The 22,631-nt window shown below is 54.1% G+C and carries 14 protein-coding genes; 12 read left to right on the top strand and 2 right to left on the bottom strand.

Annotated features, from left to right (window positions below):
* Nucleotides 1-10: 10 nt before the first annotated feature.
* Nucleotides 11-1,504, bottom strand: a complete 1,494-nt coding sequence (locus R3C20_25795; GenBank protein ID MEZ6043919.1) for a porin — start codon at nucleotides 1,502-1,504, stop codon at nucleotides 11-13.
* Nucleotides 1,505-1,810: 306 nt separating this feature from the next.
* Entirely contained in the window at nucleotides 1,811-4,723 is a 2,913-nt protein-coding gene (locus R3C20_25790) for an FAD-binding oxidoreductase (protein ID MEZ6043918.1), read from the bottom strand.
* Nucleotides 4,724-5,310: 587 nt separating this feature from the next.
* On the opposite strand from R3C20_25790, the gene R3C20_25785 reads away from it, so the two are divergent.
* From R3C20_25785 to R3C20_25730, 12 genes are all read left to right on the top strand, one after another.
* Nucleotides 5,311-6,495: an alanine--glyoxylate aminotransferase family protein gene (locus R3C20_25785; GenBank protein ID MEZ6043917.1), complete on the top strand. Its 1,185-nt coding sequence runs from the start codon at nucleotides 5,311-5,313 to the stop codon at nucleotides 6,493-6,495.
* 78 nt (nucleotides 6,496-6,573) lie between these two features.
* Nucleotides 6,574-7,848: a phosphopyruvate hydratase gene (gene eno / locus R3C20_25780; GenBank protein MEZ6043916.1), complete on the top strand. Its 1,275-nt coding sequence runs from the start codon at nucleotides 6,574-6,576 to the stop codon at nucleotides 7,846-7,848.
* 505 nt (nucleotides 7,849-8,353) lie between these two features.
* A complete protein-coding gene (locus tag R3C20_25775) occupies nucleotides 8,354-9,382 on the top strand; it encodes a ubiquinol-cytochrome c reductase iron-sulfur subunit (protein ID MEZ6043915.1) in 1,029 nt (342 codons plus the stop codon).
* A 68-nt stretch (nucleotides 9,383-9,450) separates the two neighbouring features.
* Complete coding sequence (locus R3C20_25770; protein ID MEZ6043914.1) at nucleotides 9,451-10,224, top strand: cytochrome b N-terminal domain-containing protein; 774 nt, start codon at nucleotides 9,451-9,453, stop codon at nucleotides 10,222-10,224.
* Nucleotides 10,225-10,292: 68 nt separating this feature from the next.
* Entirely contained in the window at nucleotides 10,293-11,624 is a 1,332-nt protein-coding gene (locus R3C20_25765; GenBank protein ID MEZ6043913.1) for a hypothetical protein, read from the top strand.
* Between the two features lie 72 nt (nucleotides 11,625-11,696).
* A complete protein-coding gene (locus tag R3C20_25760) occupies nucleotides 11,697-15,536 on the top strand; it encodes a c-type cytochrome (protein ID MEZ6043912.1) in 3,840 nt (1,279 codons plus the stop codon).
* A 52-nt stretch (nucleotides 15,537-15,588) separates the two neighbouring features.
* Nucleotides 15,589-16,470 (top strand): hypothetical protein, encoded by an 882-nt coding sequence (locus tag R3C20_25755; GenBank protein ID MEZ6043911.1) that lies wholly within the window; start codon nucleotides 15,589-15,591, stop codon nucleotides 16,468-16,470.
* 111 nt (nucleotides 16,471-16,581) lie between these two features.
* The gene (locus R3C20_25750) at nucleotides 16,582-17,949 is read left to right on the top strand and encodes a cytochrome c (protein MEZ6043910.1); all 1,368 of its coding nucleotides are present in this window, start codon (nucleotides 16,582-16,584) and stop codon (nucleotides 17,947-17,949) included.
* Nucleotides 17,950-18,041: 92 nt separating this feature from the next.
* The gene (locus tag R3C20_25745) at nucleotides 18,042-18,845 is read left to right on the top strand and encodes a cytochrome c oxidase subunit II (GenBank protein ID MEZ6043909.1); all 804 of its coding nucleotides are present in this window, start codon (nucleotides 18,042-18,044) and stop codon (nucleotides 18,843-18,845) included.
* A gap of 86 nt (nucleotides 18,846-18,931) precedes the next feature.
* Nucleotides 18,932-20,761, top strand: coding sequence for a cbb3-type cytochrome c oxidase subunit I (locus R3C20_25740; GenBank protein ID MEZ6043908.1), 1,830 nt, complete (start codon nucleotides 18,932-18,934; stop codon nucleotides 20,759-20,761).
* An 82-nt stretch (nucleotides 20,762-20,843) separates the two neighbouring features.
* Entirely contained in the window at nucleotides 20,844-21,770 is a 927-nt protein-coding gene (locus R3C20_25735) for a COX15/CtaA family protein (protein ID MEZ6043907.1), read from the top strand.
* On the top strand, nucleotides 21,767-22,631 hold an 865-nt coding region (locus tag R3C20_25730), incomplete at its 3' end, for a protoheme IX farnesyltransferase (GenBank protein MEZ6043906.1). The genes R3C20_25735 and R3C20_25730, both read left to right, overlap by 4 nt.

Below are 22,631 nucleotides of genomic sequence, written 5' to 3'. Positions count from 1 at the left end.
GAGCGAGCGTTTAGAATTCCGCCTGGAACTGCGTTCGAAATAAGGTGCCGTCGTCCCCCACGAGAATATCCGAGGTGGTGTTCTGCAACGGGCTGCCATCGAGTGATGTCACGTCGAACGAAACCTTCATCGTCGATTTTTTTAGAGGGTACCAGTTGAACCCTGCAGCATACTCGGATGCGTTTCCGAACTCGCCGCTGACGTGAGAGTATCTCACGTTGAAGTCGAGCAGTTTGGGAATCAAAAAGCGACCGCCTTCCACAAAGACGCCCTTCTGAAAGATCTCTGATTCCGGTAGCGGTCCGTCGCCCTGAAGCTGATTGATCCATCGCAGGTACATCTCGGCGTCGACGCTCCAGCCCCGATATTTCCACGCCGCATCCACACTGTACAACAGGACATCAAAGCCAGTCACCGTGGTCCCCGGCGCGAGAGCACCTGTTTGGACAAGTTTTGTGCCGTCCGCCAGACGAACAAAATCTGCTTCATCCAGTGGAGTGCCTGTGGCACGCCCAGCCTGGGGTGAATAAACGAACGAATGTCCAATTCGCACCAGCGGATCGTCGGAATTGCTGAAGTCGACCAGTTGGCCGCCAAAGTCTCCCAGGAGATCGAAGTAGTTCGTGGCGGCAAAGGTCAGGCGGTTGTCGGACGCTGAATTGGGAATGTTGGCTGACGAGTAACCGTTGCCCACCATCACTTCATAGTGACCGGTTTCGCCCAGCGTACCAACCCCGAATATGCCCACCGTGCGGTCCGGTCGGAAGAAGTCGGTCGCCATCGGGCGATCGACCAGACGTGTTCGACGAGCCCCCAGCAGCCACTGACGACTACCCGGAACTTTACGCTTGCCCATTTGAATCTGAAACGAATCGCTGAACTGCCAGGCCCACCAGTAGTCGAAGAAGTCGAGCGTGTGAGCACCATCAGTGTCTCCGTCGATTTGAATGAAAAACGTGGAACGCGGGTCGATGACCGTCCCGGACAGGTTCAGTCGAGCACGTTCAATGTCGAAAGCGTTGCGATTCTGCACGGGCCGCGTCACACCGGCGTTATCGGTCCAGTTGTCGGTATCTCGCGCAAAAGCGTGATGTCGAAACTGCACCCAGCCGTCAACCTTCAGTTCGAACGGGTGCTTCTTCGGATCGACCGGCCGAATCACAAATCCCTTGTCGTAGTCAGCGTAGTAGTCCAGCTTAAGAAACTTCCGGCCTTCGGATTCACCGCACGATTCGGGCTCGGGAAATTCTGCCACCACGGGAACTCGTACAACGCGGGACGGCACACACGATTGCCCACCGGTCACCGGAATGCTCCCGAACAGACTCGTCCGTTCGTCCAGCCGCTCTTCCAGTTCCTGAATTCGCCGTGCCTGAGCATCAATCTGCGATTCCAGCCGATCGCTCGGCGTATGTGCAATGAAGGCTGCCTGCCCGATTGTGACAAAAGTAGACCAGACGATGGCGAATACTAATGTCGTAAGAGTTGCTATTCTGTTTTGCATGAGATTCTGGCTACTTTCGCACCGAAATGGATACCATCCGATCAGCGTGCTTGCAGGCTGCTCCTTCGGATCTCTGCCAGCTGGGAGCCGCACGATGGTTCGATTTGTCTTCCCTGTCCACCCGAAGTCTCTGGAAAATCTGGGTCGGAAACCAGGCGGCTCAGAGAATGAAGCCCTTACTGCCGACAGACAGAAACAATCGCAGTTTCCGCCGAACTGGGTAGCTGTGCGACTGAGAGTACGACACATTCACTTCTTGCTGGACATGATTTGCGAAGGTGCAACTTTCGGCTGCGAATCTGCCGGTCACACTGCCACTATCGTGGCAGCACTGTATACGTGAAATCGCTCCGTGTGTATTTTTTCACTCGCTGCCCCCGCTTCAATCAAGGCCGTCCTGACGTCATCCATGAATCGATCTGGTCCGCAAAGGAAGTATCGGGATCCGATCGGATCTGCCACCTGGCTCAGGACCTGCACCGGGCCCAGACGCCCAGTGAATCCAGTCCATCCTGACGGGGGCTGTGTGAGCCAGACAGAATAGTGGAACCATGAGTCTGTTTTGGACAGTTTCAGGCATTCATCATGTCGAATGATGTCAACAGGCGTCCGTGCTCCATGCAGAAAGAGGACCTGTCGTCGGATCCCGGTTTGTTTAATGAAGCGAGTGATGGCAAGCATCGGCGTAATTCCAATGCCGGCCGAGACCAGCACAAGCGGCTCCGGATGGATCTCGGGGTCAAAGAAGTACGCACCATCAGCACCTTTAATTTTGAGTTTCTGTCCGATGCGAACGCTGTCGAACAAAAAGTTTGTCATCTGTCCGTGCGGATTGCGCTTGATGGTCAGCTCAAGGAGTTTGGGCTGTACGGGTGATGAGCTCAATGTAAAGCTTCTCCAGATGTCCACTCCATCGATACTGGCGCAGACTCTGGCAAACTTTCCGGGGACATCAAAAGGGATCCGCTCTGCAGAGTTATCCAGCTGAAATGTCTTAACGTCGGGCGTTTCATCAATGATCTGAACGACGGTCAGCTCAGCAGTTGCCGCGGGCGGGGGACCCGGTGGCGCCGTGGAGATTTTCGCACCAGGAGTCGTCGCAGTGCCGGAGAATCGTTGGCCTGTCCTGATGACCTTCTGCGTGGCTGGTGTTTGATTTCTCAGTCGAATCAGGACTCGGCCGTTTTCAACCCTCGTTTCGTACGTTCTGACTCTTTCGCCCGGATGTTGATTGTCGCAACCGGTACAGACATCGAACGCCTCATTATGCCCCGGGCATACGACAAGGCCATTACAAAAGCCCCCATCGCCAAGCAAGGCCCTGTCATGTGGGCACACCCCGTCAATGCAGCGAACGCCACCATCGTGCCGGAACAACGCGTAGTGCTGACCATCCAGCGAAACGGTCAGCCCGGCATCTGCTGGAATGTCACTGAGCATCGCGGCCATCATGAATCCATTCGTCTGCTCATGATGGGCGGCCTGCAAAGACGACATTGTCTGCCTGCCTCCGGCATCTTTTCCGGAGTCTGCAGTCACTTCAATGCGTGCGAAGAGCCGCCGCAGTCCCGCACAACCAGGACAGTAAACCGGAGGATCTTCTCCCTGGTGATGATGACTGCAGCCGTCACAGACCCAGGTTGGGGGCATGTAGTCCGTATCACCGACCCTTTTCGCCTCTTCCGCCTGAATTCGATCTCGCCAAAAGCTGCTGAAGGTTTGGCCGGGCTTGTGCCGCAGATAATACTCATTGGTAATTTCTTCCACGAGGTTTGGTAGCTGATCGACGTCGACCCCCAAACGATAGGGAAGCCCCAGATTCACCTGTCCGGAAATTCCACCTCCGAGGAACACATCAAAGCCCTCGCGAGTGCCAGGGAATCTGCGGACACGCACTCCTTTGAGTCCAATGTCGGCCGTGAAGTGCTGTGCGCAACTGCAGGGGCATCCGCTCATGTGAATTCGAATGCCGTGTAACTTAAGAGCACGCTTGCGTAGTTTATCTATCAACTGCAGCATGTGTCCTTTCGTTTCCGTGACCGCCATGTCGCAGAATTGACGTCCTGTGCAAGCCATCGTGTTGCGATCGTATTCATCTGCATGCATGCTCAATCCCAGCGCGGCCGCATCGGTTGCAGCGGCCGACTTAAATGCTGTTGGGATATTGATGACAGCAATACCCTGCTCATGAGTTGTTCGCAGGTGGCCATCGCCCCACTTTCGACTGAGGATTGCGAGTCCTTCCACCTGCCGCCAGCTCAGCCGTCCCAAAGGGACGGAAAGCCCCATCGTCCAGAGCCCCGGATCACTCTGGCGAAACCATCCCACCCATTCTTCGGTTGCCGCTGTCGGTATTGGCTCGGAATTCGCTGGCTCCAGTTGAAACGGCAGGGATACCTTCAGCCATTCCAGCACGCCATCGACGCCGATGGTTTCCACCAGAAAACGAAGGCGGGACCTGGATCGTTTCTCCCGGGAACCCTTCAGTCTGAACAAATCCAGGATGGACTGGGTGAACGCCACGACCTGATCGGGGTAAACGAACACAGGTAAATGCCACGCGCGTCGTGGTTCCTGGCCTTGCGTCCCGGCAATCAGCACTTGAAACCCAGCTTCTCCGTCAGCGTTTCGAGATGCCAGAAAGCTGAGGTCCTGGGTCCAGAGATGTACCGGGTGATCCTCTGACCCATTGAAGCAGATGTTTAACCGGCAGGGCAGATCAGAATATTCCCGGCTGTTGAGGTAGATTGCATCAACCTCCCGGCATAACAAGCGAGTATCGATCAGTTCATGCGGCATCAGTCCGCTGAACGGATGGCCGAATATGTTCCGGATGTTGTCGTGGCCCGTCTGTTTTGCCGTCAGCCCCACTTTTCTCAGGCGAGCCTCCACCCTGGGGAGGTGGTTGATCTCAAGTCCCTGAATCTGAACACCTGCCCGCGTCGTAATATCGATAATGCCGTGTCCGTACTCATACGCCATCAATGCGATCTCTTTGCCCTGCTCCGCCGAAAGCTCGTTCGCCGTGACTCGTATGCGATTCATAAAGCGGCCCGGCGACTCCCGCCTGCGGTGAAAAAAGCCGTGCCATTTCATCCGCTCCAGATCCTGCGGCGGAATGTTCTCCGCTGGTGTTGCCGCCGAGGCATGAGCAACGATTTCGTCCCAGGCGTCCAGGGGGTGCTTTTCTGCCTTCCAGGCCTCAATTGGGTTGGACATTTCTTTTCTCTTGCGAATGTTTGCCACACGCAGACGCGACGAATTCTATGGACCACCACCGTCATCAGTTGCAAAGGATGAACTTTTGCCGGGTGACCGACGACACCGGCTCGGGGGAACCAACGTGACAACGGGTTCCAGCAGGGACTCCTGTTCCCAGTGTTCGGGTCTCACGCCTGCCTATCCATAGTGCAACTGCTGCGCCACTAATAGTCAGCTGCGACTCTGATAGAGGATTGAATCGAGTTTTCCATCAATGCAACGCGCGTTAAATGAACATTTGAACCCTTGCTGTCAAATCGTCTGCGCTGAATATAGGCATTGGGTGTCTTTTTTGTTGGCTGCTCTGCCGCGAAGAGATGTGTAATACTCGCCACCCAAGTGCCCGATCCGACACTGCTCGTTGAGAGGTTTGAGGACGCCTCATGAACTCCTGGGGTGACTCGCGACTGAGAAAACCATGTAAATCATTCTGCCTAGATTGCTGAATGGACGAATTCCCCGAGAATCCAAGGCGCCCGGGTCTCTGATACGCGATTCCCGGCCTGCCAGAACCCGTCGCCCCGTCACTAACGATCGCAATCCCCATGAGCAATCAAGTGCCATCGTCACTGAATCCACCGTCTCGGATCCTGATGGGCCCAGGACCGAGTGAGATCCATCCGAGTGTTCTTTCTGCGATGGCTGCTCCTACGGTTGGTCACCTTGATCCGTATTTCCTGAAGGTCATGGATGACGTACAGTCGATGCTGCGGCAAGTGTTCCAGACGTCGAATCCGATGACGATGGCGATCAGCGGTACGGGCAGTGCCGGCATGGAGGCATGTGTTGTCAACCTGATCGAGCCGGGCGATCGGATGCTGGTGTGTGTGAATGGTGTTTTCGGTGGACGTATGGCAGATGTCGCCGGGCGATGCGGTGCAGAAGTCAGCACCATCGAGCGCCCATTCGGCGAGGTTTTTACGGCAGAAGAGGTCTTTGATGCTGTAGAACGATTCAAGCCAAAGGTTGTGGGGATCGTTCACGCCGAAACGTCCACGGGAGCTTGCCAGAGCCTGGACGAAATCGCGAAGATTGTCCATAACGCCGGAGCACTTCTCGTCGTGGATTGCGTTACTTCACTCGGGGGATTGCCGGTCGAAATCGATCGCCTTGGGATCGATGCTGCCTACAGCGGCTCGCAAAAGTGCCTTGGATGCCCTCCTGGCCTTGCGCCTGTGACGTTCGGTCCGCGCGCTCTTGAAGCAATGGATGCCCGAAAGACAAGAGTCGCGAGCTGGTATCTTGATATCGGGATGCTGAGAAATTACTGGGGCAACAATCGTGCGTATCACCATACCGCTCCGATCAATATGAATTACGCGCTGCATCAGGCGCTGTGCCTTGTGTTGTCTGAAGGTCTTGAGGCACGATTCGCGCGTCATAAATTGCACCACAAGGCGTTGAAGGCTGGCCTTGCAGCGATGGGGATCCAGTATTCCGGGGACCCTGCGGCATGCCTGCCGATGCTGAATTCGGTTCTGATTCCTGAGGGTGTCGATGACGTCGGAGTGCGAGGTCAGTTGTTAAACGAATTCGGCATCGAAATCGGGGGTGGCCTTGGGCCAATGAAGGGAAAAACCTGGCGTATTGGCCTGATGGGCGAGACGGCCAAAAAATCAAACGTTTTGCTTTTCCTTGCAGCCCTGGAGCAGTGCCTGAATCAGCAGGGGGTTGTTCCCTCTGCCGGAGCCGGTGTCGCGGCGGCAAACGCTGCGTATCTGGCGAATTAAGAATCCTGGGGACGAACAGGTCCAACGATAAACAAGTCCACTCATTTCTGAGTTATTCAACAAGGGAGAATCCTATCCATGTCAGTTGCTATCTCCGCAGTGCACGCACGCGAGATCCTGGACAGCCGCGGCAATCCAACGGTCGAAGTCGACATCCAGCTTGAGGACGGCACTATCGGCCGCGCAGCCGTGCCCAGCGGCGCAAGTACAGGGGCACACGAGGCTTGCGAACTGCGAGATGCAGAGAACAAGAGCCGGTACCTTGGTAAAGGGGTCCAGCAGGCCGTCCGAAATGTCAATGAAGAGCTGTCAGATGTTCTGATCGACATGGATGTGACCGATCAGGCCACCATCGATGCCGCCATGCTGGAACTGGACGGCACAGAGAACAAGAGCCGCCTGGGGGCAAATGCCATCCTGGCGTGCTCACTGGCTGCCGCTCATGCGGCTGCGAAGGCAAGCTATCTGCCGCTGTTTCGTTATGTGGGCGGCATTGGCGCGAACTGTCTGCCCGCTCCGATGATGAATATCATCAATGGTGGTGCTCACGCTAACAACGGTATCGACATGCAGGAATTCATGGTCATGCCGCTTGGCTTTGACCGATTCAGCGATGCACTGCGTGCCGGAGTTGAAGTTTTCCACAGCCTGAAAAAAGTGCTTTCCGGGATGGGGCTGAGCACGGCCGTTGGGGACGAAGGGGGATTCGCCCCTGACCTTAAGACCAACGAGGAAGCAATCTCTGTCATCCTGAAGGCCATTGAGAATGCCGGGTATCGCCCCGGGGAGCAAATTAAGATTGCTCTGGACTGTGCGGCCACTGAGTATTTCGACTCAGCGACGGGCAAGTACACGTTTGAGGGCAGGCAAATGGATTCGGGGGAAATGGTTTCCCTGCTTGACAGCTGGGTGTCGAGGTATCCAATTTGCTCTATCGAAGACGGTTGCTCTGAGGATGACTGGGCGGGCTGGAAGGCGTTGACTGACAGTGTGGGCGATCGAATCCAGCTGGTCGGTGATGACTTGTTCGTAACGAACAGCAAGCGATTGAGCGAAGGTATCGACAAAGGCGTTGCAAACAGCATCCTGGTGAAAGTCAATCAGATCGGCACTCTGACCGAAACCATCCAGGCTGTGCAGCTCGCATACGCGAATGGGTACACGGCAGTGATGAGCCACCGATCCGGTGAGACCGAAGATAATACCATTGCGGACCTCGCCGTTGCTCTCCGTACCGGCCAGATCAAGACTGGCTCTGCGAGCCGCACCGATCGAATCTGCAAGTATAACCAGCTTCTTCGTATCGAAGAATTACTTGGCGACACGGCAGTCTTCGGTGGAACAATCTCGTAACAGCTCAGCGTACGGGCTGAGGGTTCGGGGTCTCAAATGCTGCACGGGTCTGGAGAAATTCAGGCCCGTGTTCTATTTTGGAGACGCATGTGGAGCCCCGGATTTTCCGCAACTGAAGCGCGAATGGTGAATGTGGAAAACTTCCCGCAGAGCGGAACTTCACTCGTGGAGCTTCCTGCCTTCGAGAAAAGAAATTGGTCTGTTTTCACCCGGCTTGTCACTCCAGTCGATAAGGTGCAGAATCCTTCGTAACCTCTGGGCGATTCGCAACTTGGGACTAGCAATTTCCCTGGTTGCACCGGTGATTGGACGACTCTTTGCGACTCTGAGTGGGCCTGTTTAAGAACCCATCTCAGTCCTCATTTTTGCTTTATGCGTGGATGCGGTTGGCTCGCGGAGATCCACTGCTTTGAACACATTCAGATTTGAACACATTCAGAGCACCGCCGGGATCCACTGGATGTTGACGTTCCCGCTGTCGCTGACACTGTGCTGGTAAAGTTGCATGACTGACCCAAAGCCCTCGACAAACGATATTCTCGCAAAGATCCGTGGTGCCTCTGGTGGTGCCCCAAAGGATGATGCTCCCGCTGTTGAGGCTTCCGGGGCTGGTGCAGCTCCTGAGGCTCCGGCTCCGGCCCCGTCTTCGACGGCAGATATTCTTGCCGCGGCCAGAGCGAAGGCTGCTCCTGCGTCTGCTGGTGGGAGTCCGCTGGATAAGATTCGGGCAGCCGGTGCGGGTGGTGCGGCTTCAGGCGGTGCGGCTCCAAAGAGCCCGTCTGATATTATGGCTGCGATTCGTGGCGGTGCGGCGGCTAAGCCTGCGGCTGCGAAGTCTGCGGATTCAGAGTCTGAGGGGGCTGGTTCACCCGCGCCTGCGAAGGCTGTTCCGGCGGGCTTGTCTCCTGCCGAGATGATTCGCAAGGCTCGAGAGGTCTCTGCTGGCGGTGAGGTTAAGCCTCCGGTGGCTTTGCCGTCCAGACCGTTGCCCGCGAAGGCTTCTTCTGCGGCTGTTCCCCGTCGTGGTGTCCTTGCTGACTTTCTGGCGGTCTTGTGCACGCCTGTTGTTGTCGCATGGGTAGCGTTCTCTGGTGCAGCTTTGACGGCTGTTGCCGGCGTTGCTCGGTTTATGATGCCGAACGTGCTTGTCGAGCCGCCAACCCGATTCAAGATCGGGCCTCCCAACGATTATGCTCCGGGTGCTGTTTCTACGAAGTGGCAGGCCCAGTTTGGTGTGTGGATTGTGAATGCAGAGGTTGATGGGGCTCAGCAGATTTATGCGTTGAGCACTGTTTGTACGCATCTTGGCTGCACCCCCAACTGGTTGGAAGGCGAGCAGAAGTTCAAGTGTCCTTGCCATGGCTCGGGGTTTTACAAGAGCGGGGTGAACTTTGAGGGTCCGGCGCCTCGCCCGCTGGAACGCTTTGGTTTGCGGCTTGCTGAGGACGGTATGCTGGAGGTTGACAAGGGGCTCAAGTTCCAGAAGGAGCTGGGTCAGTGGTCGAATCCGTCATGCTTCGTTCCTGTTGGTTGATTTGACGTTCGGTCGCATCGCTTTTCTGTTTGTGTTTTGTAGCTGATTTCTAGTCCAAGGATCTGCCAGTGTCTGTTGGCGACTACATCCGTAACTCCCAGATCTGGAAGAGTGTTTTTCGGCATCCGGCGCCCACAGATCGCCGTAATCGCGTTGTGGTGATGCTGACAAACTTCTTTCTGCATCTGCATCCGGTGTCTGTGAAGCAGCAGGGGATTGCTCTGTCGTACACTTGGTGTATGGGGGGCATTACCTTCTTTCTGTTTCTGGTAGAGGCTATCACCGGTGTGCTTTTGATGTTCTACTATCGCCCGACTCTGGAGTGGGCATTCTATGATATTCAGGCGCTGCGTGACGTGCAGACACTCGGGATTATGCGGGAAATTCATCGCTGGGGTGCCCATGCGATGGTGATTACAGTTTGGCTGCATATGTATCGAGTGTTCCTGACGGGAAGTTACAAGCCTCCGCGGGAGTTCAATTGGGTGATCGGTGTGTTGCTGCTGGTGCTGACGCTGCTGTTGTCGTTTACCGGTTATCTCCTGCCGTGGGATCAGTTGGCGATCTGGGCTATTACGGTTGGTTCCAATATGGCTCGAGCCACCCCGTTCCTTGGGTTGGAGGGTCCTGGTTTCCAGCTGTTGAATACGAGCGGTTACGAACTGATTACGAATGCTTCTGACGCGAAGTTTCTGCTGCTTGGCGGAAGGTTTGTCGGTGAGGCCACTCTGAATCGATTCTATATCCTTCACTGCGTTGCAATTCCTGTAGTGGTGAGCGGTCTGATCGCAATCCACTTCTGGCGCGTGCGAAAAGATGGTGGCATCAGCCAGCCTCTGTAGCATTGTTGCTTTGGGGTGGACTTGTGTTTTGGGTCTAGTTGTGTGCGTCTAGCGCTGAGCTTCTTTCAATGCTTAATCACTTTCCAGATGTAACTTCCAGTGTTTTGACCGGTCTTGGCTGGTACTACCTGGTCTTGTTTGCCATGAATCTCCTTTGGACGATTCGCAGCTATAAGACGGATGGTGAGTACGGCAATGGGGTGCCCCGGGCGACTGTGTGGGCTGTGCTGAGCTCTATCCTTCTGATGCTGAGCGCTGCTCACTTTTCCAGTGCTGGCAGTCCTGACACGTTCCTGATTCGTCTGCCATCCTTCTTTAAGGATTTTGTGGACGCCAACTTCTCGAATCCTGTGATCTACTTTGTGTTGTCAATTGTCGCCTTTGGATTGATGATTGCTCTTCGGGAGTGGTGGACGCGGCCGACAGTTGCCTGGGTTGGCTTGAATCTTTCGCTGCTGTTTATGGGGTTGAGCCTGACCGATTACGACTTCCGTCAGATTGTCGGTAAGCCCGACAACGTGCCTATCGTTGCGATGTTGTTCATTGTGGCGTTCTTCACCTGGATCTACTTTCGTCGGTCAGTGGATAACGATCGAAGAATCGCAGAAGGCCGGCCTCTGTTTGAGCAGGAAGATAATGAAAAAGTTCTGGTCTGGCCGGATCTGGTCTATACAGAACTTATCTGCATGGTTGTGCTGACCGCCGTTCTGATTTTTTGGGGTATCGCGCTGAAAGCACCGCTTGAAGAGCCTGCTTCGTCAGTCAAGACACCGAATCCCTCCAAGGCTCCCTGGTACTTCCTTGGTTTGCAGGAGATGCTTGTTTACTTCGACCCATGGCTGGCCGGGGTTGTGCTTCCGAGCATTATCCTTGGTGGTCTGATGGCCGTCCCCTATATCGATTTCAACAAGTCCGGGAATGGTTACTACACCTTTAAGCAGCGGTCGTTTGCCGTCACCACATTCCTCTTCCGGTTTCTGCCCCTCTGGGTCGCGCTCATCGTGCTGGGGACATTTCTGCGTGGTCCGAACTGGAACTTCTTCGGGATTTACGAGTACTGGGATGTCCATAAGGTCAAGGCAGCCAACAACGTCAACCTGAGTGAGATATTCTGGAGCCTGCCAGGTCTTCCGGGAATTCCCAAGGGCAGTAGTGTGGCGTCGATCCTTCTTCGGGAGCTTCCGGGGATTGTCCTGACGGGTGCTTACTTCCTCGTTCTTCCCCCGATTCTCGGTATCACTCTGCTGCGGAAATACTTTGTGCGAATGGGTGTGCTGCGTTTTCTGGTGTTCTCCAATTTGCTTCTCTGGATGGCGGTCCTGCCAATCAAGATGCTTCTGCGCTGGGCGTTCAGTTTGAAGTACATCGTGGGGATTCCTGAGTACTTCTTTAACATCTGATCGCTTCAGCACCGGGCTCTCGTTGTCAATCTCGATCGGTAAACGTGTGCAGGGCAAAGGCCCAAGATAATCATGCCAGCATCTGATCATTTTCGTTGGAATCAAAGAACGCTGCACCTGGTTTTTGCTGCCAGCAGTGTTGTGCTGCTCCTGTCTGTGTTGCTGATGATGAAGCAGGACCAGGCAGACGAGTGGCGTGCGTACCAGCTGACCCAGTTTGATCTGGAGGCAGCAGTGAAGGAAAAGGACCTGCAGTCCGTCGAATCGGAGGCTTACAAGAAAAGCATCCGGGATCTGGAAGCGAAAGTCGCCAAAGCCCAGTCGAAGCTGTCAGACTCACAAGCGAAGCTGGATGAGCTGCTTGCGGAGCAGGATCAGCAAACCCGTGAAGTTGATCGTCTCGAAGTCGAGCTGAAAGCAAAGAATTCAATCCGCGATGAAGCTCGCAGCGACTACGACCTCGCGGTAGCCTCCGGGGCCGCGTCTGAATCACTTCAGGGTCTGCTGGAGGCCTTCGAAGAGCGACAAGCTGAATGTGATGAAACTCAGAAGATCCTGGATGAGGCGAAGGAACTTGTTCGGGTCACAACGGACAGTCTGAAAGAGCTCACTGCCGATCGTGATTCCGTGCAGGCGGAGCTGGACAAAGTTGTCGGCGAGGCTGATCGAATCCGCGTAGCGTTGGAGAATATCAAGCCAACCGAAACAATTTCGAGCATCAAACGCTCCATGATGGAATGGCCGATCATTGATGGCTTCAATTCTCATTTGAAAGTCGTTCAGGACTGGTTGCCTAATCTCCATCAGACGCTTGGGATGACTCAGATTGCGAGATTTGATCGCTGTCGAACCTGTCACCTGAATATTGATAAGACCGCGGCGGGCAATGTTGCGGCATTTCCTCAGGGAAGTCCCGAAGCTGCTGATGTTCACGAATGGGTGGCGGAAAACTCTTTCCCACAGCCATTTTCAACGCACCCGAATCATGAATTGTTCTGTACAGCTTCGAGTCCGCATCCTGTCTCGAAGTTTGGCTGTACCATCTGTCATGAAGGGCAGGGGTCGGGAACCAGTTTCGGGAATGCAGAGCACACTCCGAACGATCCATTCGCAGCTCATGAGTGGGAAAAGGAATATGGATATCACCCGAATCACTTTTGGGAGTATCCAATGCAGCCAGAGCGATTCCGCGAATCGACCTGCATTAAATGCCATCACAATGTGACAGAGCTGGCGGTGAATCCACGATTCGGATCTTCAGCACCAAAGGTCTCGCGCGGATTCGAACTGGTCAAGCAGTATGGTTGCTTCGGGTGCCACGAGATTCATGGTTATGATGCCGGGCTCGCCATTGGTCCTGATTTGCGTCTCGAGCCACAGACTCCGGAAGAGATAGCTCGAATTGCCGCTGATCCGGGACAGGTCGCCGGAAAAATGCGTAAGGTGGGGCCAAGCCTCAGGCACATCGCTGAGAAGACGACGCGTCCCTGGATTGAGTACTGGACAGAAATTCCAGGTCGATTCCGTCCTTCTACTCGTATGCCTCAGTTCTTCAACCTGACGAATCAGCAGGACGAGAAAGCAGCCAAGTATCAGACCGCTGAGCTCGCCGGGATCGCATCGCTGTTGCTGAATGTTTCGCAGCCACTGGAGACATTGAAGCCCGCGGATGGCTATCAGGCGAATGCAGAACGTGGAAAACAGCTCTTCTCTGAACGAGGATGCCTGGCCTGCCATACTCATTCTGCCGTGGAATCGTCAAAGGCCGACTTCGGTCCCAACATCAGTGACATTCATTTGAAAGCGAAACGGGACACAGACAATCCTGCGTTTTCGACATGGCTTTACACCTGGATTCGGGAGCCGGACCGCTACCATGCGAAGACCCGTATGCCAAACCTGTACCTTGAGTCCTACACCGACACAGATGGTACAACTCAGATTGACCCTGCGGCCGACATCACTGCGTTTCTGTTGTCGCAGGGAGAACCAGGGGAGTATCCATCCGCAGAGGTAAATGACGCGGTCGTTGATGAACTTGTAGCAATGTACCTGAGCAAATCGTTTAGTGCTCAGAAGGCATCTTCCATTATTGAAACCGGGCTTTATCCACGTCAGCTGGCAGACGTTGTCGGTGATGAAATCTCCCTGGCCACGGATGATGGGTCTGCTGTAACTGACCCGGCTGAATGGCGTGCTCGCAAGCTCGAATACGTCGGGCGGAAGACCGTCAGCAAGTACGGATGCTATGCATGCCACGACATTCCTGGTTACGAATTGGCACGTCCGATTGGTGTGGCTCTTCAGGACTGGGGTAGAAAAGATACCAGTAAACTTGGCTTTGAGCATATTGAAGAATTCCTGCACCACCATGGTGAACCCGCGGATTCAACTTTCGCGTCAACAGCGGAGCGAGTGGAACAGGCTTACAAGAGTGCTGTCGCGGGTGGCGTGGAGAAGGGGCAGTTTTCTTCTGCTGAAGAGGAAGATCGAGAGCTTGGTGCAGCATATTTCTACGACAGCATTCTCCATCACGGCCGGCCGGGCTTCATTTGGCAGAAACTTCGAGCTCCCCGCAGCTACGACTACATGAAGACCGAGACCAAGGGTTATGACGACCGGCTGCGTATGCCAAAGTTCCCCCTGAAAGAGGACGAAATTGAAGCAATTGCTACGTTCATCCTCGGGCTTGTCGCTGATCCTCCAGCCTCCGAATATGTCTACACTCCGGATGAACGTGAAAACACTAGGATTCAGGGTGAGGTACTTCTCGCGAAGTACAACTGCACTGGGTGTCATATGGTTGATCTGCCGCAGATTACCTTCGGCGCAAATCTGGACGAGCTCTACGCGACAGAACTTGGCGGCGGTGACTACGAAGAAGCATTAAATTTGCTGCTCAGAATGCGACCACCAAGGGCCGCACTGACCGGCAGTACGAGCGAATTTGTAGTTGACGACGAGAAGGTCCAGCTACCCATCGCTACTTTTCACGGGTTGCGGTATTCGTACCCTGATCCGGAGGAAGACCTGGAATTCCAGGAGCATGGCTTTGACTTGTGGGAAACGGCCGTCTTCGGCGAAGGGGATGATTCCAAACGCCTGCTTCCAGGTGCTCGTATCACCGTGCCTCAATCTCAGTTGATTGACTATAAGCCGGCTAGGGGTGGTGCGTTTGCTGAATCGCTTGTCGAACAGCTTATGGAGACCCGCACAGGTGGCAATCGATTCCTTGCATGGCAATCGTCTCCACCACCATTGATCCAGGAAGGTTTTAAAGTACAGACAGACTGGCTTTACAACTTCCTTCTTGAGCCGGGAAAGATTCGCTACACGACCGTTCTGCGTATGCCCAGGTTCAATATGTCACCGGAAGAAGCCCGGGTTCTCGCCAACTACTTCGCAGCTGTAGATGGTGTTCCTTTCCCATATCAGGAGAATGAGCCTGCGGATCCGGACTACATCGCTTCAAAGCAAGCGGCTGCCGTGCATGCCGGGCTTCTTGAAGAAGGTGAAGACTATCTAACGGAATCCTGGAAGACTTTAAATGGTCCGCTCTGTGTGAAGTGCCATTCCCTTGGCGGGCGGAAATTCAAAGTATCTGATCCTGCGAAAGACATTCAGGGACCAAATCTGAATGTTGTGAATCAGCGGTTGCGTTCAGACTGGCTACAGCTCTGGATTTACAATCCGAAATGGATCACACCTTATACTTCAATGCCCCAAAACTTCCCAAAGAACAACTCGACTCAGTTTCCTGAATTGTTCAACGGTGACCCGGGCAGCCAGAATATTGGTGTTCGCGATGCACTCCTGAACTATCCGCAATTGATGGAAAACGTTGGCCCGATTGTTTACGAGAATCCGGCGGCAGCCTCTCCCGGGGCTGATCCCGCAGCCGGGGCGGAATAATTCGCAAAGCGTAAGAACTCACTTGCTCGAATTCAATCTACCGGTTCTACAAATGAAACTCTCTGAATTTTCAACTCTCGCATTCATCCTGACAGCATTTGTCAGCGGCTGTGGTCAGTACGGCGGCGGTGCTTCTGTTGTTCCGGAAGTGACAGTGCTGCCCCCGGATTTCGGCTCCGGGTCCGATGAGGGAGCCGGAGAGGTGGAGGGGGCGGCTCCGACAGCGTCCAGTTCTTCAGGTGGCAGTGGCTTCGGCACACTGGAAGGTCGAATCGTGCTGACAGGTACCGCGCCTGTTGTGGCTCCACTGATTGCCGCAGGTGCGGACGTTAAAGATAAGGAAGTTTGTGCAGAGACTGATGTGCCCGACGACAAGTTCGTTCTTGGCAGTGACAACGGAATTGAGAACGTATTCGTGTATTTATCGAAGGCTCCCAAAGGCGGCAAAGGCCTGGAGGCCGGTGGCGACGACATCATTTTCGACCAGAAAGGCTGTCGCTTTAAGCCCCACGCTTTGATTGTTCCGACGGGACGCACACTCCGCGTGCTCAGCGGCGATGCGGTTGCCCACAATACTCACACGTACCCTCAGAAGAACGACTCGGTCAACTCCGGGGTCGCTCCGAATGATCGAGAAGGTGTTCTGAATTTCCAGTATCGTCGAGCTGAGTCAGCACCAATCGCTGTGACATGTGACTATCACGGCTGGATGAAAGCCTGGCACCTGCCAATTGATCATCCGTACGCGGCGGTTACACAGGATGGCGGGAAGTTCACGATTGCAGACTTGCCTGCCGGCAAACATCAGTTGGCGTTATGGCACGAATCTGTTGACGGTAATTTCATAGAGCGTAAATATGAAGTTACGATTCAGTCCGACGCGACAAACAGCGTGGTCATCGAGGTACCTTCTTCGAGATTCGTCTTGAACTAGTCGGCTGAAACTTACTTGTTGGTTTCAAATTCTGAACTATTCAGTTGTTGATTTGAGGTTTTTGGGATGTCGCAGACTTCCAGTCATTTTCGGTTTTGCTCTGCGATCGCAATGTCGCTCATTCTGGTCACGGGATGCTCTAAGTCCGGACTTGAATCATCTTTCGTCTACAGCGATCGAACGCTATCGCTGGTCAGCGAAGCTCAGACAGGATTCAAAGAGTCACCGGGGGTGAAGAAGCTCGTTGATGAACGATTCGGTGACCCACAGAATCTTCGTGCCTGGCAGAAGCTTCCAATCGATTTCGGCGGTTTCACGGGAACTGTGGAGTCCTTTCCGGAGGGAGGCGCGGCGATCAAAGAAGTCACGCTGGCGTTCGAAAGCGAGGATCTGATTCCGGAGGAATTGTCGCTCGTACAGTTCGTCAATGGATCCTGCAGCGGACAGGTTGCATCTGTACTGCGTTGGGATGCCGCTTCCCGAACGGCCACACTTTCAAACGCACTGCCAGAGACTCCAGCACCCGGGGATATTGTTTCAATCGGTGCCGGCGACAACCTGAAGATGGGACGTGGCCTGTACCAGCGTCATTGTAGTCACTGCCACGGAACCAGTGGTGATGGCAATGGTCCGACCGCACAGTATCTTTATCCGCGTCCCCGCGATTACCGCCATGGGGTCTTTAAATTCACGACAACCAACGATCAGGCAAAAGTCAGCCGCGACGATTTGACCCGCGTCCTTCGTCAGGGGATCCCCGGTACTTACATGCCATCGTTCCTGTTGCTTGCGGATAATGAAATCCATTCGCTGGTGGAGTATGTTCGATTCCTTGCAATTCGTGGCGAGTTCGAGCGTAAGGTTGTCAATGAACTCTCTTCGGACTACAGCCTCACGGCGATGACGAATCGAGTGAAGGGTGGAGAAAGCCGCAGCGACATCATTTCAGAACTGAAAACGTTCATGGCAGATGATCTGCCCGGGTATGTGAATGACATCGGCGACGAACTGGCCGAAAGCTGGTCCACAGCAAATGACGAAGAAGCGTTGGTGGCTCCGTCAATTCCACGGATACCTGACTCGCCTGAATCCCGCCGTCGGGGTCGCGAGCTCTACCTGAGCAAGACTTTAAACTGTGCAGACTGTCACGGGATTTACGGCCGCGGGGATGGGCCACAGACAACAATCTACGAAAAGAATCCCGTTACCAATGAGCTTTACCCGGAGCCTGGCTTGCACGATGTTTGGGATAACGTCAATCAGCCACGAGTGCTCACTCAGGGGATTTTCCGCGGTGGGCGTCGTCCATATGACTTATTCTGTCGTCTTCATGCAGGAATCAAAGGTACGCGGATGCCCTCCTTTAAGAGTGTTCCGCATGAAGACATCTGGCATGTCGTGAATTATGTATTGAGCATTCCGTTTGAAGTTGAACCAGGAGCCTCGGGGCAGGCTTCAACGGATGCGGCTGCAGAGTAGAGTGCTGATTGTTTGCCCGGTGTTGTTGATGTTTTCAACCGTTCCTTCCGTGATTGGCAGGGATGGCTGACTGAATCGTTCGGAGTTCTCTCGTGAAAAAGTTCTGGGCTCTTTTCTTTCTATTCTGGCCCATCCTTGCGCTCTACGTTTGCTGGATTGCCCCCGATCGTGGTTGGTGGTTTCCTGGTGAAGCCAAGTCTCCCATTGGTGTGCGGATCGAAGGCCTTTTCTATCTGATCCTTGCCATTGTGACGGTCGTTTTCATCGGCACTCAGGCTGGTCTTGGATTTGTACTCTGGAAGGGTGCCACCAAAGAGGACAGCTCAAAGGCGCATTTCTCGCACGGTAGCCACAGCCTTGAATTGATCTGGACTATTGTTCCGGCGTTCGTGCTTGTTTTTATCGCCCTGTACCAGATGGACGTCTGGGCTGAGTACCGAGTTCAGTCATTCTATCCGGAAGAGACCATTGCCGAAGGTTCCGCCGCCGAATTGACGGCTCGGCAGTTCGAGTGGAGGATTCGTTATCCAGCCCCGGGTACTGAACTGCAGGATGAACCTGCAGAAGGTGACCTGTACTGGGTCAATGAGATCCACGTTGCAACCGGGCATCCGGTCAAACTGAACCTCCGAACCCAGGATGTGCAGCATGCATTCTTCGCCCCTCAACTGCGTCTTAAACAGGACGCTGTTCCTGGTCTGATCATTCCCGTTTGGTTTGAGATTCCTGAGGCTGGCGAATACGACATTGTGTGTGCAGAGCTCTGTGGTTGGGGCCATTATAAAATGCGTGCAAAGATCGTCGCTGAATCGAAGGCTGCTGTGGCACAATACATGGTGGACCTGCGGGCTCAGCAGGACGAAGATGGATTCCGCGAAGAATCTGAATCTGAGTAACCTGGCTTAATATTTCAGACCAACGGTCTGCACATTATTTCATCGTTCATGTTTTACATGGAATTGTTCCGAAGGGTAGATAGACAATGGCTACTGCGAGTCCGGCATTGGAAAGCCATGATCATGCCGACAGCCATTCACACGGCCATCACGAGCTGAGCTTCGTACAGAAGTACGTATTCTCGACTGACCACAAGGTCATTGGGATTCAATTTCTTGTCACGACTCTGCTGATGTTGATGGTTGGCGGAGCGCTTGCGCTGGCCGTTCGATGGCAACTGGCCTTTCCCTGGGAGAACATGCCTTTTCTGGGTGCCTTCTTCGGGCTGTTCACAGGTGAAGGTGGTCAGATTAGTCCTGAGTTCTACACGATGCTTTTCACCATGCATGCTTCTGTGATGATCTTCCTTGTGATCATTCCGGTTCTTGCAGGAGCGTTTGGGAACTTCCTGATCCCATTGCAGATCGGTGCTGATGATATGGCGTTTCCGGTGCTGAATATGCTCAGCTACTGGTTCATGTGGCCCGCAATTTTCTGCTTTGGAATCAGTTTCTTTGTCGGAGGGGCCACCGCAGGACCAGCTGGTGGCTGGACATCTTATCCATTGTTGAGTGCCCTGGTACAGGCGGCTCCCGGATCCGGATCAGCTCAGACATTCTGGCTTTTCGGCCTGACCCTCGTTGGTGTTTCATCCATGATGGGGTCGGTCAACTACATGACCACCATCATTAACATGCGTGCTCCCGGGATGACCTTGTTCCGAATGCCACTTACAATCTGGAGCATGTTCATTACAGCCATCCTTCAGGCGTTTGCACTGCCGGTTCTGACCGCAGCAGGATTCATGCTGGTGGCGGACCGAATGCTGGGAACCGTCTTTTTTGTTCCGTCCGGGATCATCGTGAATAATGCAGCTCCAACGGTCGGTGGCGGCCAGCCTTTGTTGTGGCAGCACCTGTTCTGGTTCTACTCCCATCCAGCGGTTTACATCATGCTTCTGCCCGCGATGGGTATGGTTTCTGACATGATGGCCTGTATGTGCCGAAAACCGATCTTCGGCTATAAGCCAATGGTATATTCCATGGCTGCAATTGCCGGCCTTGGATTCATTGTGTGGGGACATCACATGTTCACGAGCGGCATGAATCCCGCTCTCGGCATGACGTTCATGACCTCAACCATGATGATCGCTCTTCCATCGGCCATCAAGACTTTCAACTGGATCGGAACGATCTGGGACGGAAAGGTGCGATTCAATGGAGTCATGCTGAACTGTGCCGGATTTGTATCCATGTTTATCGTGGGTGGCCTGAGCGGAATCTTCATGGCCGCTGTCCCGGTGGATGTCTATTTCCACGACACCTACTTCATTGTGGCCCACTTCCATTACGTCTTGTTCGGAGCGACTCTGTTCGGAGTCTTTGCCGGCATTCAGTTCTGGTTTCCCAAGATGTTCGGGCGGCTGATGAACGACAAAGTGGCACAGCTCCACTTCTTCCTGACATTCATCGGGTTCAATGGTACCTTCTTCCCGATGCATTTGCTTGGCATTGCCGGTATGCCCCGTCGATATGCGGATCCTTATCTGCATCCGTACCTTGAACACCTTCTGCCGATGAATCAGCTGATGACAATGTCAGCAATTCTGATGGGCGTTGCCCAGTTTCTTCTGCTGGGCAATTTCGCCTACAGCTTCTTCTTCGGAGAAAAGGCTGGACGCAATCCCTGGGGGGCAAATGGTCTGGAATGGTCAGCGCCATCTCCGCCGGGACATGGCAACTTTGATGAGCCGCCCGTCTGCTACCGTGGCCCATATGAGTATTCTTCTCCGGAAGCTGAGGCCCTTGGACAGGATTTCATATTGCAAACCACGCCACATCCGCAGGGCGTGCCATCCCCGTCCCCTGCTCACTAGATCGTTCCGCGCTCGTCTCCTCCAGTTTGGCCCAAACTAAGTGACTGCTTCTGACCTCCAGCCTCCAAAATCAATTCGCCGGATGGCGCTGCTCCTGTGTGGGCTGGCCCTTCTGCCGATTTCGATGGGTGCGCTGGTGACAACATTAAAAGCAGGAATGGCCTTCGCAGACTGGCCGACCTCCGACGGTCAAAACATGTTGTTGTATCCGTGGCTGAAGGATCTGGCCAACCCGGATAAGTTCACTGAACATGGCCATCGACTGGCCGGTATGCTTCTCGGGTTCAGCAGTATTTTGTTCGTTGTTGCGACGTTCCGCATGACCAGCATCCGATGGGCACGGGTCTACTCCATCGTAATTCTGCTGTCTGTAATTGGGCAGGGTTTGCTTGGTGGAGCCAGAGTGCTGATGGATCGACAATTGCTTGCGATGCTGCACAGCATCACTGGCGCTATGTTCTTCTGTTTGTGCGCTGGTTTCGTGCTTTTTTCTTCGGATCATTGGAAGAAAGTGGTTTACGAACGCGATGATTCAATGACTGCCTCGTCGGCGATCATCGTGCTTGTACTGCCAGCTCTGGTTTTTGCTCAATACATTCTGGGCAGTTGTTTTCGCCATCTGCATTTTCTTCTGTATGAACACATTGGCGGCGCTGTGCTTGTGACGCTTGCCAGCCTGATTGCAATAGGTTCCCTGCGGAGATCCAGCGTTCCATCACTGAACCTCGCTGCACGGCTGCTGATGGGGTCATTGCATCTTCAGATTCTTCTGGGTTTGGGTGCGTATGCTACCCGTCTTGGCATCCCCTGGCTGGGGTATGTTGCCACATCAGGTTCGCTTGCTCAGGCTGTTGTTTGCTCATCACATACCGTCTGCGGAATGTTCTTGCTTTGCAGTTCCACGGTGAGTGCCTGTCTGGTGGCTCGCCTGGTGCAGAACGGACGCATTTCATCTTTGTCGATCTCCCGTAGTGCAATACCGTCAATTGCGGAAGGGGATGTGGCATGAGCAGTGCTTCGATCTATTCTTCTGAGACTGCGATTGTTTCCGGAAAACTGTCAGTTGATACAGCGCGTCGTCTGCTCAATCGAGAAAAGCTCGCCGCGTATGCGGTGCTCTGTCGCCCGAGAATAGCGGTGATGACAGCCGTCTCTGTGATGGTGGGTTTCGTACTGGCAAGCAATTCCACGATTGACTGGTTTCAGGCGGTCATGGCCAGTCTGGGTATCGTCCTGTTTGTGGCAGCTTCAAGCATTCTCAATCAGACGCTCGAACGCGGCACCGATGCTTTAATGCCCCGAACTTCCAGTCGTCCATTGGTCACGGGAGTCGTTGGTGTGGCTGAAGCTCTCTGTTTGGGAACAGCCGCAGCGATTCTGGGTTTTCTGACCCTTACTTTTTCCACAAACATGCTTTGCGCGATTGCATCGTTGCTAACCATGTTGATTTACGTTGTTGGGTATACTCCGCTGAAACGACACAGCGTAGTTTGTACCACGGTTGGCGCGATTCCTGGTGCCATGCCTGCCGCCCTGGGCTGGCTGGCAACCGGCAACCCGGATTATTCGCCGGCGTTTGCGTTGTTCGCTATTTTCTTTGTATGGCAGTTCCCCCACTTCCTGGCTATCGGCTGGATTTACCGGCATGAGTACAACTCGGCTGGTCTGCGAATGCTTCCAGGCAGCTCGAAAACGGGGATGACAGCCGGGATCATTGCTCTTTTGTATGCAGCTATTTTTGTCCCGGTGGCATTGTTGCCGCGCTATGTTGGTATCGCCAGCACTGGGTATTCTGCCGCGGCCCTGATACTTTCTGTTGGTTATTTCATACTGACGCTTCAATTTGCAATTCGTCGAGACGACATTCGTG

The sequence above is a fragment of the Planctomycetaceae bacterium genome (genome assembly GCA_041398825.1).
Taxonomy (GTDB): Bacteria; Planctomycetota; Planctomycetia; order Planctomycetales; family Planctomycetaceae; genus F1-80-MAGs062.
This window is presented reverse-complemented; position numbering and strand designations above follow the sequence as displayed.